The sequence below is a fragment of the Nocardia sp. genome (genome assembly GCF_025465275.1).
GTDB lineage: Bacteria > Actinomycetota > Actinomycetes > Mycobacteriales > Mycobacteriaceae > Nocardia.
Map to the genome: position 1 here is coordinate 1 of NZ_JAODNK010000174.1, position 16830 is coordinate 16830.

1 protein-coding gene is annotated in these 16830 nt (G+C 64.8%); it reads right to left on the bottom strand.

The window, feature by feature from the left end; genetic code table 11:
* Positions 1–16816: GNAT family N-acetyltransferase (locus JWN03_RS35885; protein WP_297624696.1), on the bottom strand; the 16816-nt coding region annotated here is incomplete at its 3' end.
* Positions 16817–16830 lie beyond the last annotated feature (14 nt).

Genomic DNA, 16830 nt, shown 5'->3' on the forward strand with positions numbered 1-16830 from the left:
CAGGGTAGATCCAGGCCGCGAGCGCGTCGCGGGCTTGGGCGCACCGGCTTTCGGGCCAGCCGTGCGCGAGCATTAGCGAGGCCAGCAGCTGCGACTGCTCGACGGCCGCCTGTTCCGCATCTGCGCCGGCGATGACGACGCCGTCTGTGAATGTCGGTGGGTCGGAGGGGTTCTCGGCCAACCGGAGTGTGATCGTCTTGCCGCCGGGGCCAATCACCATCCGGTAACCCAGACTCGGCGTCTCGGCCATCAGTTCACCCAAAATGGTAAAACCGCGACCGCTTTCGTCTGACGACTCCGCCGACTGGGCCGGCGTGGCGTAACCGGGCGGTTGACGGATGCTGTCGGCGAATACCACCGTCAGCTCCCGAGACCCGGGCACCCCGGTGATTTCGGCGTTGACCGTGCCGCCCAGGGTGTGGCGCAGGATGTTGGTAGCCAGTTCCGAGGCCAACAAAACCACGGTGTCTGTGGCGGCGCTGTCGGGCCAATCCTGTCGGGCCACTGCGGCTTTCACCCTCGCACGCACAACGGCGATCTGCTCCGGCGCCCCGGGAGCCACCTCCAGCTCCCCGAGCGCCTCCCACTGGTCCAGGTCGATGTCCGAAGCATAGGCGGGTTCATCGGTACCCGACGAAGGTCCATCGCCGGGCGACACAAAAGGATCGTCAACATCGGTCCGGGCGGGGCCGCCCGGCTTCTCTGCGTGTGCCGACGCAGCACCAGCGAATCCGGTTTGCTTGGCGACGCCGCCATTATCCTCCGCACCAGGCCGCCGCGAATACCCGGCCCCCAGCGGCTCGGCAATGTCTCGCCACGCTAGCAACTTCGACGCGGTGCCCTTCGGCGCGTCCAGGGCCAAGACCAGTTTGTGGACTTCTTCATCGGTGAGTCGGCGGTCCCAGCTGCCGTCCTCCAGCTCGGCGACCCGCCGCACCGTCGAGTCCGCCCGGGTAGCGACCTGCTGCTGGGTCAAATCACGGGGCTGCTGGGTCAAACCATGGGTGAGCCGGTGCTTGGTGAACTCCAAGCCCAATACTCGTCTGGCCATCGACGCGACGTCTGACGGCTGAGCTCCCGCCGCCCCCAACGCAGCCACCATGGCAGGCGTGGGCAATACCTTCCCGGCTTTCAGGTTGGTCAGATTGTCTTTCGACATACCCGCCCGCCGCATCAGCCCGTACCAGGACAGCGAAATACCGCTCAAGAGCGCATCCATATCCTGGCTCACCTGTCGGCGCGCGGCCTTGAACGTGGCTCGTTCGGCCTCGGTGGACGGGGTCATCACCTCGTCGGACTGTTCGGTCCGACCGTGTGCCGGGGGTGGGGTGGCGCAGGCCCGCTGCCACACCGCGACCTCGTCCAACCATATGGGCCGTTTCCCGGCTTCCGCCGTGCGCGCCACCCACTCGGTCCACGGGTAGCCCAGACGATCGACCAGTTCCAGGATCGACAGGCCTGCGATCAGGCGATGACGCCGCAGATGCACTGCCAACCGAGCTCGTTCGGGATCGACCCTGTCACGGACGAGATCTGCGCGCAATTGTTGGAGAAGCGGCTCGGCTCGCAGTTCGATCAACCGAGGTGCGATCGGGTCGTGGCCGGCGACCCAGGACGTGATCGTGGCGACCGACGGAATCTGGCGATGGAACTCGACCTCCGCAACGTTGACGCCGATGTCTCGCTCCATCCGGGGCACATTGATTCCGGCCCCGAGACGAACCGCGCGCATCGCCAGTTTGACCGAGATGTGGGCCGGTTTAACCCCGTCCTCCCGGAGCTTGTCCAGAGCCTCGCGCAACCGGTCCCCGAAAAATTCCAACCGCAACGAACGCACGTGGTTGTCGTCGCCGACGATAGTGGCCGCGTTCCCACACGCTCCAGTGATCGCGCCGTACCGACGGAGGAAGGTCGCCTGGTCCAGACCGCCCGACAGACTGATCTCGACAACCAGGAGCTGGCCGCCGACGCACGAGGACTCCACGGCCATCGGCACACAACCAGCTGCGGCCAGGTCACCCAGCACAGAGACCGCCTCGTCGGCGCGGGTCTCGTCGAGGCCGTGCTCGCGCACCGACTCCCGAATCCCGGCCCGCCACGTGGTGAGCCGCCGCGCCTGCTCCAGCCGGGGTCCGCCTTGGGCCTGGATCTCATCGATAAGTGCCGCACACGGTCCGTCAGCGGCGCGCGCCACCGCCGCACGCAGCAAAATCTCAACCGCGTCCTCCGTATAGATCCCGGTGGGCGTGCGCCCCAGCGTTTCCCCCGCCCCGAGTTCGTCCAAATCGACGCCCACCTGGTCGCACAGTTGTGCCAATAGCTCTCCGGCGGGCCGGGACTTCACCAAGGTGGCGAATTGCTCCAGGATTTGGTTGGTCCCGTCGACGATCCGGACACCGTCTGGGCCAACGGTGTCCGTTCCCGGACTGAACCGGAGCCGAACCTGCACGTAGCCGCGACTCGGCCAGGCCACGACCTCCGCTGCGGCGGCCTCGGCAAGCCCGGGCCGCCATCGGTCCAAATTCGGAATCGTCCACACCCGGTTCACCGTGATATCCACTGTCACTGTGCCTTGATCGGCCGGGTGCGTCACCACTCGTGCGGCGACGTTGTTGCCCCAGATAGGACTCACGAAGAGCCACGACAATGTCTCGCGCGCCCGCATCGCCACCTCCCGTGGCGCACCAGCCCCGTGCAGTTCGTTCACCAGGCCATCGCGCACCCTGCCCAGCGCCTGGCTATCGCGTGGAGGGATGAATCCGGGCTCGACTCCCGCGCCGTCGGGACGGGCCTTCGGCAGGCGGTCACGGCCGTCACCGGCCGGGTCGTGGCGGTAGAAGCCAAGTTGGCCGCCACCGGCACTCCTCGCGTGCGGCGCGATGAGGCCATCGCCCGGCAGATCCCCAATCTGAGGACGCCCGGACCACCCGCTCGTCGGACTCCAATACCCTTGCGGATACGCGGTTTCGGGTGCGGTCCCTTCGTCCGGAGAGTCTGGCACGTCGTCGGGGCTTCGACCGCCGTCCGGATCGTGGTCCAGCTCTGCTTGCCGGTCGGGCAATCCGGGCGGGCCGGCGGCGATGCGGGGCAGTAATGCCCTATCTGTGGGTCGAGGTGTCCATGGCGTGGGTGGCTTGGCCGCATGTGACGCCGCCGCTGTGGTCCAGCGAGATTCGACAACACCGCGCCGCCGGTTTTCCAATGCCAGCGGACGAGATTGTGAAGGTGGCTCCGCGGCGTCATCAGCGGGCCGCAGCGTTGCCATTGTCGACGACCCGTCCATATCAGCGGTTGTCGCCGGTGACGGTGCCATGCTTGATGGGTCGCCGCAGGCTCGTACCCACGTGCGTACTTCCTCTGGCCGCAGCTTTCTAGGCCCCGACTCGGTGTCATTCGCCTTGTCGTGACTCCACCCGAGTCGACGGGCAAGTTCGTAGTAGGAGAGCCCCGCTTCCAACCGAGCGCGCCTCAACTGCACTTTCTGATCCACAACGTCCAGCGGAACCGGAACCCTCGCGCCCTGCAACGTGGCCCGCAACTGCTCTAGTTCAGGTTGGGCACGAAGCTTGGACAGTCGCCGGATATCCGCCTCATTGCCGCCACACGCCAGTACCCAAGTCCGGATGGTCGAGACCTCCGGCACGCGGCGACCGAACTCGTTGCCACTCACGTTGCCCACGTGTTCTTCGAGTTCGCGGATCGTCAATCCCGCGCGGATACGAAATTTGCGCAGCTCGAGCATCAGTTCAATGAACGAAGGAGGCAAGTTCATGCGTGTCAGCTTCGTCGCGGCGGTCGCCAAGTCGAACACTTCGAGGATGGCCTCCGCGAGTTCTGGGCGACCGCAGCGCTCGCACCACCCAACGATGGCCGACCGTCCGAGATCGCCGCGACCCTCGATTCTGTGCGCACCACGCAACGAGTTCTGCTCTATGCCCGCCGCCTGACGAAGCGTACGTAGGACAAGCCGCACCACGAGCTGTGAGGGTTTGGCGGTCCAATTAGCGGATTCTGGGATGACCCAAATCCCTGCAGACCCGACTGGTGGCTCACCGTCGAACACCAGCTGAGCCGACAACGAACGGCCTGCGTCGTCGACAATCAAGGCGCAGTACGAGGCAGACCCGAGCACAGACCCGAGCTGTGCCAGGAACTCTTCAGCGGTCATCAGGCTCAGCGGACGTATCTCAACGGCGAGCATTTCGCCCCCGACGTATTGCGGAGGCATCACCTCGAGCAGCACACCGGACTGCTCCAACGCCTCAACCGTCCTGGTGGCCCGCCCTTGTCGATTCACTCGAACCGCCTCGGCGAGCAGCGCACCGGACTGCTCCAACGCCTCAATCGTCCTGGTGGCCTGCCTTTGTCGATTCACTCGAACCGCCTCGGCTTGACGCCTGACAGCACCATGTCGCTCGATTGCGTCAACGAGGCGGGCAGCGTACCCACCGCCGGAGTGGTCGACCACCGCTTGCAGCAGCTCGCGCAGGACCAAACCTTTGTAGATGAACTTTCGATCGGTCGAAGAGATACCGACCTCATCGCACAGTGCCTTCAGGCTGACGCCCAGGTCCCGACGCAGGCCTTTCAGCACCGACAGCGCCTCAGGTCGCCCGCCCGCGCTGTGAATGTCGTCGATGTTTACCGTCGGGTCGAGAACTTCCAGCAACAGGGCAACCGGGTCGGGCAGGCGCACACCAGTCAGGCCGGTCTGGTCGGTCTCCGGACCGAAGCAGAGCCGGAACAGTAGGTAGCCCCGACTCGGCCATGCCGTGATCTCCGCGTCCGTCGCGGTAGCGACCATCGGTCGCCAGACGTCCAGCTGCTCTGCCGCCACAGCCCGATTCACCCGCACATCCACAGCGACCGCCCCCAGACCCGCGAACGAGACAACGACGTGTGCTGACGAGTCCAGCCGAGCCCATGCCACTTCTTTCACCAGCCGCGTGACCACATCAAGCGCGCGCGTGCCCACTTCCTCCGATGCGCGCGCTCGACGCAGTTGCGCATCCACTATCTCCCTTGACGCGTCGAGCGCGGCTCGATCACCCACTGGCACCTCGACGCTGGAGCTCCGTGAACGGCTCTCTTCGGTAGCTGTCGGTAGGCCCTTTCCCGGGATTCGTATGGTCACTTCCCGTTTTGTGGGTCCTTCGTTCGGGATGGTCTGTCGTCCACCGTTATCGCCTGGCGCGGGAGGCGGATTGGGGCCAGTTTCGTCGGCCACATTGGCGTGGTCGGCGACACGGCCTGTGTACACCCTTTTCAGAATGTCGACCCCGCCGGTTTCCTCGTTGTCGGGGTCGATGAATCGAGTGAGCAAATCGTAGGCAACACGGATGTCGTCGTTCGGCCACGGTATCCGCGTGTATCCAGCCTTGGTCGGAGCGTGCAGGCCGCGGACTTCGCGCAGGATGGCAGCAACGATCTTTCCTGGATGGGTGGGCACATCGACTTCCCCAGCCCGAAGTCCGTAGCGGAGATAGTTTTCCACGCCGACATCGACTGACTCAACAGTGACGTGGCGCACGCGGGACCGACGGAGACGCCAAGCGTCGCTCAATCTCAATCGGCGCCCCATCTTCCTCAATCGGCGCCCCATCTTCAGGAAAGTGTTGCGTGTGCGGCGCGAATGTTGGGGCGTGGTGAACACGAGGATGTTGGACATGTTGCACCCGAGGTCATTCAAGATATCGAGTGAATATTTCGCATTCTCTTCGGTCGTCGTCGCTGAGGGCTCCTCCACGCAAAGGTCGATACGGAGTCCGGCGTTCTTCGCAAGCGCGGCGAATCTGGCGGCTTCCCCCTTGTGACCGCTGAAAACTACCTTGATGTCGGTCAGACCATGCTCACGAATGAAATTAACCGCGAAGACCGCGGATCCCTCGTCGGGACTGCCCAATACCACGATGGCGCCAGGCGGGCGCTTGGGATCGTACTTCCACTTCTTCTTGGGCTTGTCCAGCTCATCGCGACGCAGATAGTCCCACAGCAGCGTAAGCGCCGCCGCGACCTCGGCGTGGGTCGCGCCGGCCCGCTCCATGGCGTCCAACAACATCGCGGCCGGATCCTCGCCCTCGGATGAAGGTCGGCCCGGTTCCGCGGCACCGAGCCGGTCTCCTGCTATCGGCGGCTGGTTCGCCGCATCCGCAGACTGTGAGGTTCGGTCCGTCAGAGGGGTCGGAAGTTTCTTGCTGGCGTACGACGAATTCGGGCCGGTAAGTGACGCGTCAGCGTTGTGTCGTTTGGCCAGGTAGCCGGCCAATTCAGTCCGTAGGCGCTCCAGCCTGTCCCGGAATCGCCGATACGCCTCGACCACAGGCTCATCCGGCCCCGACAGGTCGGCAGCCAGCACCACGCCAATTTCACCGAGATGCCGTGCCAGCTCAGCCAACCCGCGCGCCGAGTCGCCCTCGACATAGCGGGCCAAGGCACCCTCCGCCGCAGCTATACGCTTGGCCAGCCACGGCATCAACGGATGAAACGTCAACTCGACCGAGCCACTGCCGTCATCAACTTGCACCTCGAACGCACCGAACCCATGAGGCGCAACCAAACTCAGGAGTAGACGGCCCTCCGGCACCAGCACCAACTCTTCCGCCGGCGACCAACCGACCTCGCGCACCGAACCGCGCCGCACAAGCGACTGGGCCGCCGGGGAATCGGGAACCCAAGTCACGGCGATCGCCCGCACATTCCCTCCGTGCTGGACCCACAACTGCTCGAACCGCGCCTGAGCTTCGGCGGGCGTCACCGCGCTTACTTCGAGCCGCAGCACACCGTCCTGCAAGACACCGTGCACCCCGTCTCCAGGACTGTGATAGTTGGAGACGCCCCCGTCACCGAATGACGGAAGTGGTTTGGACTGCTCTTGCAGGCCCCACGGCATAGGTCGCCCGTCCGGTGAATTGGGATCGGCATGTAACACCGTCGCCCGGGTCCAGGGGGATTTGACACCACCACGCCGCCGGTTCGCCGCTGCCAGCGGACGAGAACGTTCGGGCGTGGCAACCAGCCGCAAATCCGCTGCCAGCGCGGCACGTTCGGGCGCGGTTCCGAGGGACATACGATGACTGTCGGGGTCGTCTCCCCATTCGCCGCTGGGGCGGAAACGGTTGTTGTTCAGGTTGGACGGATCGATACGGCTGCTACCGACCTGCGCCGACACGGCAGGGGGTTTGGTGAAGATCACCTCTCGACGTGAGCCGAACGTTTCCAGCTCGCCGAGGGTCACCACCGAGTAGCCGGCATTGACCGCATAACGACCGGATACGTTGGCCCGCACGTCCTTGATGGTGCTGAACCCTGGGAAGTAGCCATTGATGCTCAGCACATGCACACGCTCGCTGAGCGACTTCATCATCGCGCTGAATAGCGCCTGCCCCACACTGCTTGGGACCAGGCTTCCGGGCATTTGGTTCACCTCGAACCACAGCTCACCATCCAGATTGACGGTGCCCCTGATGTCATAAGTGCCATCCGGTCGCAACCGTTGGAAATCGGCGATCACGCCGAGATCCGCCACCTGATCCAGCGCCTCCTGCAAGCGATCCCACCAGTCACTGTGCCCGGCCGCGACAAATCGCGGACGCGCCTGATCCAGTACCTCGCGCAACTGACCACGCCAATGCGGCACCCACCTGACACGCACATCTTCGATGCGCTCCCCGCCGACGAGCGCACTCAGAACCGCAAGAGCATCGGGCCCGAATTCCTTGAGTCCGGTCAGCATGCTCACGAGCCCCGATGCAGCGTCGAGATCAACTGTGCCCGACGGCAACACCGGATCGCCGTTCGCCCCGAACACGAGCGCACTCAGCTGTCGCGGCGCCGCAAGGTCCACCCTGCCATCGTCGATCGGGCCCGGGCCATTGAGGTCGAGAACTGGGCCACCATCCTCCTTCCCCCACGCCGCACTGCGGTCGTTGAAATCCCACCAAAATGCCGTCGCCATACCTGGTTGCCTAGCCAGGTATTCCTTCAGCTGGGCCAGTCTGTCGAACCTGTGGTAATGCCGGGCAGGGGCAACATAAGGCATCTGATCATCGACGATGTACGAGCCGGGAGCGTGAGGAATTGCCAGCACCGAGCGGCCGATCAGGTCGTTCACCGACTGCATCGCCAGCCGCGCCTGCTGCCACCGCGCCGACCACTGATTCTCGAGTTCACGCCCAGATAACCTGGCCTGCTGCACCAGACCGGGAGCAAACCAGCCACCGGTGTAGATCAGGTCCGCCCGCGCGGCCGCCAACTCCGCCGATTCGCCGCCGATGAGTCCGCCGTATACCGCACGATATTCCAGGCTCGCCACTCGCATCGCCAGGCTGATCCAGTCGTGCGCGCGTCCATTAACCCGCTGCAACGCCGCCGCCTCCTCGACGGCATCAGTCGAGGACAAGTCGAGATACGCGGCCCAATATGCGTCATACGCGTCCAGCCGCTCGTCATGCACGTTCCCCGACAGCCCGAGCGTCGCTTCCCACGTCGATGAGGTCGGTTTGCCATCGCCGTCGGATCCGTGGACGTCGTGCATCTGCTGCCGGTGATGGAGCGGGGGCAGAGCATTGTCGACATGGTGCACGAGGAAATAGGCGTTCGGGATCTTCCGCGCGACCGGATTGTCGTCGGTGGACGAAGGATCTTCTGCCGCAGCGGATTCCGGAAATTCGACTACCGTGCACGGTTGCTCTGCGCCCGCGCCCGGGGCGTATCGCGTCGTCGCTCCGCCGGAAATCTCGTACACCATGCCGCGAATGTTCTGCAACACGTACGGTGATTTGCTCCCGTGTCCCCGGTTCGGGGGTCCGTCGACAACGAGGAGACTGCTGCCGGGTGGTTGTTGTTCGAGGTGGGACTGCATGGCCGCGACGTTGTCTAATCGTGTCGCCCGACGTCTGGTGCGACGCACCAGCTCTTCGCCGGACATGTGCTGTGTCGGGTCTTCCGGAAGCTCGATCGTGGCAAGTCCTTCGGGAAGTAGCACGCTCAGCTCGATCAGTGCGTCGGCTCCCCTATCGGTCGGCTCCCGATCGAGCGGGTGGTACGGCGGCAGCAGTTCTGATTCGACAAGCCGCAGCTTCAATGCTCTATCGAGACGCACAATGTTCTCGTCGACGCGCCCGAGGTGCTCCATGGCCTCACGCCGCCTCAGCCAGGCTTCTTCAAGTTCGTGCCGCGGATCGTCGAGTCGCCTGATCCATTCTTCTTCTTGGCCTTGCAGGTTTTCGTGTGCGCCCGTGACCGCTGGGTCCGCCTCGATGGAGCCGGGTAGTCCCCGCTCGATTTTCCAGTGCGCCTCTTCGAATACGTCATGCCAGTAGTGCCATTCGCCGAGATTGCGCGCCAGACGCCTACTGTTCTCATGCAATTCCGGGTAGAGCTCAGTCATTATGTGGTACCGGCGTATGTTGGCGATTTGCTGATCGGTTGCCACGATCTCGCCGGTATCCACTTGTCGCACCAATTGCTCCGGGTCCGTGGCCGCCCAGCTGGGCAATTCCCCGCGCGTCGCGTCGAAGGTCGCACGCGCCTCCATCAGCTCCCGATACGCGTTATATAGACCCGATTTCAACTGCATGACGCGCCACACATCGCCGGGCACGGTATCGTCGTTCGACCCGGGCAACTGATCCGGGTGAGCATTTACCTCGGCCGGTATCGATGGTGTCACGTCGATGTTTTCGGGACTCAGCTGAGCTGCACCGAGTTCCAGGTGTAGCTCCATGGTGAATCGGCGCGATCCTGCGCCGTAATAATTGGGGTCCTCCTTGACAACCCTAAAGCCAAGTTTTTCATATAATATGCCAGCCCGGAGATTTCTAGGGTTAGCTTGCAAACCTATGGATCTGATACCGCGCTGGTATGCCGTTCGTATCGCGTATTCCATTCCGAGCCGGCCCGCACCGGGAGCAATGGAACCGACTCCGATGATATCCACCAGATGTCGACGCCCCGCCGCGTCGACGCCCACACGCATCTGGTGGCGGTCCAATCGAACCGCTCCCATGGTGTAGCTGACCATTCGACCCTGCCGGTCTTCGACAACCACGACCGATACGCCGTGTGCTTCCACCAGTTGGCGCAGCAGATGGAACGGATAAGCCAGATCCGCGCCGAAGGCCGCCTTGTCGAGCTCGTGTAACTCGTGAATGCGGCTGGGGTCCATGACCCGGATCGTGTAGTCGCCCACCGTGATCGACTCTGGAATGAAGGCGGGTTCGGCGGTGATCAGATCGGGAATCTCCGAGGGCAGATCCCGTGTCATCCGCACGCGGTCTTCACCCGGTCGCATAGGGTCGGCCAACGTCGGGCCGACGCCGAAACCGCGGGACTCGTACCATCGGATGGCATCCTCGTTGCCCGCGGGCACCAGGGTTTCGACCGAACGGATACCTTGCCCGCGCAACTGTGCCATCAGCTGTTCGAGCAGTCTATTGCCATGGCCGAGCTCACGGTCTTCGGGCGCGACGGAATGGGCCAGTATCGTCGCCTGCCGAGTATCCGGTTCTACTGCAGCGATGATCCAGCCATGCACGCCAGTCTCGTCTTTCGCAATGTGGCAGTACTCGCCCCAGGTATCCACGAGTTGGCGCATCGCAAAATCCGGATAGGCGTCTGCGCCCATGGCTCGCTCATTCATCGCGAGCACGTCGAGCCAATCCTCATGAGTGACCTGCCGGTACTCGTCACGTGGCGTCAGTAGGTCGCGCGGCAAGCGCGAGAAGACCAATTCAAGGCGATCACCGTGCACGGCGATCTTCATGGCACGAAAGCCCGCCCGATGCGCCAACCACTTGGCTAGCTGCCCATCGGGTATCTGGCGCAGCACATCCACCGGGGTTGTCCCGTGGCTGCTCAGCTCTTGGAAGCGATGGAAATTCTCACTGTCGGAGGTCCACACCACGCGGATGGCCGACGGCGGTTCGTTCAGCGCGTCCAGCTTCGTTTCGAGCCGCGATAACGCGGTTCTCCGGTCGGTAATGCCCTGCGTCTCCAACACCAGGTCGACCAAATCCGGATCGCCGGGAATATCGACGACATCGAACTCGGCCGGGTCGCCAGACGACATGGAGCCGTCGTTGTAAGGCAAGTCGTGGTCACGCGCTCCTGGACTCATCATCCTTGGGCTGATCAGCCCCACACGGTCTTCCGATTCGTCCGGTGGGCGAGAGTCGTACAGAACCCAGTCGTCTGCAGTACCCCGCATCCCCACCGGCTTGCGGTGTGCGTGGCCGATACGCCCGTCACGAGAGAGTGCGTTAACGGGCGGCGACCACGGTGTGACCGGGCGCGTTCCAGCGGCGCTACCCGAGGCCTCGCCAACAGCCGGATCGACAGCCACGGCCGACGGCACGACCTCGGCGGCATCCGCATCACCGGCCGTACCGGTGAGGTGCGCCACCCCCCAGCCCGGGAAGATTCCGGCCCCACCGCCGGCGAGTACCCGTTCGCTGAGGGTTCCGGGACCCACGACGATGACTTCGGTCCCCTCGATCACCGTCGAGTCGGGGCCGAGATCGACCAGTATCGCGTGCCGATCCGGGCGGCCGACGCACGGATACGTCCGTCCGTCGATGGTCACGGTGAACGGGTGGCCGGCGGCCGGAAGGTTGAGATCGGCGAATCCGATCGGTACACGGGCGACAATGGTGTCCCGCGCCGTGGTCCAGGTGCCGACAGACTCGCCGGCAGCCAGGGAGAAAACCTGCGCCACACTGCTGCCGATGGTCTGGACCGGCAACAGCTCGGGATCCTCCATGAAGTCCGGGTCGTAGCCGAAAAACGAGGTGGCGGCACGAATCACCGTGAACAACTGGTCGCCCGGGGCGCGCAAGGCATGTGACGGCCAAAGATGCTGGTGTGGCGGATGCAGACCGTTGTCGGCCAGCAGCGCGATCGTGGCACGGAACAGTTCAACCGCATCCGGCCACCGTTCGGGGACGTGGTCCATATGCGACATGACCCCGTCGCATATGACATGGCCATGCTCGATGGCGTTCTGGATGGCGGGAATTGCCGCCGCCAGCTCGTCGAACGAGAAGCCCTCGCGGTTGAGGCCGGTATCGACGAACAGATGGATCTTGGCCGGTATGCCCACCTTGGTCGCGGCGGCGCAGACCACGCTCAACACCTCAGCGGACCCCACGCCCACCGCCACGCCGGCCCGGATAGCGGACTCGAAGTCCGAGAGCGGGTGTGTTTCCCATGCCAGAATCGGCAGGGTGCAACCGGCCGCATCGAGAAGCAGTGCTTCATCGATGTAGGTGACGCCGATCATGTCGACACCGGACTCGGCCGCCGCCTCGGCCACGGCTCGCGCGTTGTTGCCGTAGCCGTCGGCCTTGACGACCATCATCAGCCGTGGGATCGGCAGCTCCGGATGGAGTGCGAGATTGGCCCTGACACGCGCGAGGACGACGCCGACGTTATGTCGCAGCGCAGCCATGTCGGTCCTCGCCCACACCGCCGCCAACCGCTCGCCGAATGGGCTGCGGGCGAAAATCCGTGGGGCCTGCAGCTCGGTGCCGTCGTGGAACACCTCCAGGGTGCGGCCGTGTGGGGCGGTGAGGAGTTGTTCCACATTGACATTCAGTGCATCGGCCAGTTGCGGGAAGGTGAGCTCGCCATCGAGACCAGGCCCGGCGATCAGAGCCAGGTCGCCGTCGGCGAGGTCGACGCCGGGAGGTACCTCGACGGGAAGCATGTCCATGTTCACCGCACCGGCGGCTCGGCATCGAGCACCGTTGATATTCACCCAGACCTCCCCTGCCCCAGGCGATCCCAGCGTGTCCGGCAGGCCGTCCGCATATCCCAGCCCGATCCATGCGATCCGACGATGCTCGTCTGTCGGCACACCGCCGTATCCGACACGGCGTCCGGCCGACACGTCGCGCACCCGAACGACACGCCCCCACAACACCGTCGCGTTCTCCAATTCGGCACCGGGCCAACCCATCCCGTACAACGGTGCCCCGAGCCGGGCAAGTGCGCCTTCGGCCAGATCCGGTCGCGCCGCCATGGCCGTGCCCGCGATATGGAAATGAAGGTCCTCCGGCCCGACATCGCGAGCCAGCAATCTGGCCTCGAGGAACGCCTCGATCTGGCGATCGTTCATCGGATGCCACGCCTCATCGCCATGAGCCAATTCGGTGAACACACCGCTATACCGGATCCGGCCCGCCTTCACCAGTCGGCCGAGCTCCGACTGTAGATCCGCGAATTGGCGCACGGTGAATCCACCCCAGTGCCGTCCAGTGTCCACCTCCACCGTGACTTTCACGGGCTTGCCCAGCAGTTCGCTGACCGATTCCACCAGCTGCAACTGGGTCAACGACGACACGGGGACAGCGAGATCGGATTCCACTGCTGCGGCCACAATATGCCGATCAAGCGTCAGAGCGGTCGTGATAACTTCCGCCTTGATCCCCGCCGCGCGTAACTGAAGTGCCATCAGAAACGGCGCGTGCAGGATCTTCACGCCACCTTTCAGCATCGCCTTGGCGGACTCCACCGGTGCCAGCTCCCAGACCTCACCCACCACGCCGGACGGGCGGCGCCGTGTCAGGTAGCGGGCGTTCGCCGTCAACGCTGACATCCGGATACTCAAGACCGAGTTCGGGCGGTGGAGATCCCCACCCACGACAGCGACCCGGGTATCGACCAGCTCCGAAATCAGCTCGCGGAATCGGCTCGCCAACACCTCGTCATAGGCTGTCAATTGGGCGATGCGTTCGGTCCACGTGACGTCGGACGGTCGCAAACCGAGATCTGCCGCCAGCGCGAGCAGTTTGCTTCGCGACCTCTGATGTTCGCTTGGGTCGCCGTCCGGGTCGTACTTGCCGACAACGACCTGGAGCTGCCAGAACCCGCTGGCCCAGGGATTGTGGAGCTCGACCAGCTTGGCCAAAGCACCCCAGACGGCCTGGGACACATCGTCCGAATGCGCACGCCGCGAAAGCCGGATGGTCCAACCCGAACCGAAGTCCGGCCTGCGCAGCGAGGCGACCGCGCCAAGCGGCAACGGCCCCACTTCGAGGAGGACATTGACGCGGTTGCCGTAGCTGTCGGTCACCTCGAAACGGCGGCCTGTCCACCGCACCCGGCTATCGCCCAATCCTGGGACATCGTCCCCCACGAGCTGCCGCGCTTCGCGATCGCTGAGGTCGGTCAGGTCTGGCGGCCGAGCGCTGCCGTGGAACGGCCCGAGGTCGTGCACGTCGCGATGGTGGACCGAGTCCCCTTGCACGACCTGTTCCCGTGCCAACTCTGACAGGCCGAGCCGGTGCCGCCAGTGGACCACCTTCTCGGCCAGCAGTGGATTCTCGCTCGCCATCAGTGCCGACCACGAATTCATGTCCGGCCCCGATACCCACTTGTCGAGATCAGCGAGCACCCCGGCGAAATGACTTCGCAGGACGCCGGTCTCGGCCGATACCAGCTGGCTGGCAGCTTGATCGAGCCAACGAACGAGCACCGCGAGCTGTGCGACTCTACCGGCGATGGTTTGGGTGTCCCAGTGGGCACGCCTACCCAGCAACTCGGCACGACTCGAACCGTCGCGCAGCTGGTGCTGGACCTGAGCGACCGCATCGGCCGCGTGCAGCGCCAGCTGCCGGTCGGTCTGCCAGGCTGGGAGCAGAACGACGTAACCCTCGGTCAGATGGTGGATCTCGGCCTCTTCGGCAAGGGGTTCGGGATTCAACCAGATCGTCACGTCGACTGGATTCCCGTCGACGTCGAAGAGACGGAACCGGGCTTTGATTCGATCCCAGGTCGCGTGGCCACCTCCGATCAGGCTGTGCTCGTCGTCGAGCAACCCTATTAGTTCCGATGCCTCCATCGCCTGCGCAAGGCCGCCCGGCGGCGGCAGGGTCTGCTCAATCTGCCGCGGCAACCGGTCGCGACGTATGAGTCGCTGGAACAAGGCGGTGACGATCCCCGGCTCGGCCACCGACACCGAGGCGGAGGCCGCGACCCCCGGTTCACGCGTGCGGATCAGCGCGGCGAACCGATCCGCCAACCGCGCTCCGGGATCCCAACTGTCCAACAACGCCAGCATCGCCCTGGTGTCCGGCCCCGCAGTGACTGAACCCAGCGCAGCGACTAAACCCAGCCCGACCGACACCTCGTCCAGCGCATCGAGCAGCTCCACATCCGACTGGGCTTCGTTCTGCTCCATTCTTGCTATCACATAACGCAATTCGGCGAATCGACTCATCAGCTCGACGGTCATCACCGGCCGCTGGTCGCCAGTGGCGTACACCGGAAGGTCGTACTGGGCCACCGCCCGTACCGCCTCCAGCCCGCGCGCGACCGCACGCCCTGCCGCCAACGGCGACGCCCCGGCGGCCACACTCAGAACGTGGTCGGTCAGCCCGCTTATCAATCTCGGTTCGTGTCGAAGCAGTGTCTCCGAATCGGTGTGTGTGCGCAGGATGACGGTGTGCACGGCGTCCAAACCTTGGATCAGGACCGTCCCATCCTGATCCCGGAACAGGTGCGGGCCGAAAAGCTCCAGATCGGCATCGATGACGGTCCGCAACGGTGAGGCGGTGCTCCGACCCTGCGGCACGCGATGGCGGTCGGCGTGACGACCGAACTGGCGACCATCGTCAAAACCGTTTTCATTCCGTCCAAGATGCAAGGGACCGCTGGGGTGGGGTCCTTGCGGGCTCCACGGCGTCGGCGGCCATGCCGGCGCATCTCGTATGAGGGGGTCGTCGGCGAACGATGTGCTGCCGGCCCCAGCAGCGGCCCCCGAATCATGTTGCGTCGGACTCGACGACGGGGGTGGCTCAATGTGCTCGGGAGCCTCCGCGAAAACCTCGCCACCGACAGGGGCGGTCCCGAACCTCGGCCACCCGAGCACGTCGAGCAGGTCGGCGACCAGTTGCGGCCGACCGCATTTCTCCGTCCACCGGGCCACCACATCCCGACCCAACACGGCGTCGGCCGTTTCGACGACCTGACCGCCACCAGGCATGTCTTTGACCTCGAAACCCGCTGCGACGCGCAGGGTATGGAGAGCGGCGCGGAGAGAAACCTTTGACGGTTCGGCAGTCCACTCCCAGGTCGCAGGCACCACCCAGATACCCTCCCGGCCCACCGCACTGTCGCCGTTGAACATCAGCGTGACCGACCCCACAAGCCCGTTTCGGTCGGCGACCGCCGCGCAATAGGACGCCGCCCCGACAGTCTCGTCGAACCGGTCGATGAGGTGGAATGTGGTCAGCCCCACCGGCGCGCACTGCACGACAAGCATCGAACCGCCGAAGTAGCCGGGTTCGATCGTGGCCGGCTCGATTCCGAGCTGCACGAGCCGTGCCACCGTGTCGACCGCTCGCTCCACGATGTCCGACGACAGCCTGCACTCGTTCGCAAGCTGACGAAGACGCGCCGCGATCGGCGCCAACGCCTCAGGTGCCGGCTCCATGTCGGCCACCCGGTGCGAGGCTGCCTCCGCCAGCGCACGCAACTGGAGTAGCCGCCTGCGCACCTTTAGGCGCGCGATCGCTGGCTTGTCGGGGCGCGACTCGAAGACATCGCAGAGCAGTTCCAGCTCCGCGACCTTCACCAGGCCGGGCATCGCCGCCTCGATCTCGTTGAGTCGCAGCAAGCTCAACCCGGCCCGCCCGGCTACATCCTCCTGGGTCAGACCCAGCGCCAACCGAAGTTCGGCCAGAGTCAGCCCGATCTCGACGGCTCCGAACCGAGCCACCTCCGACTGCCGCGCGCCCAAGGTCAACAGTGCCGCCACCAATGGTGCGGGCGCACGCCAATCACCCGTCTCCGCCTTGGTGATCGACCGCTTCGCCACCCTGCCCGCCACCG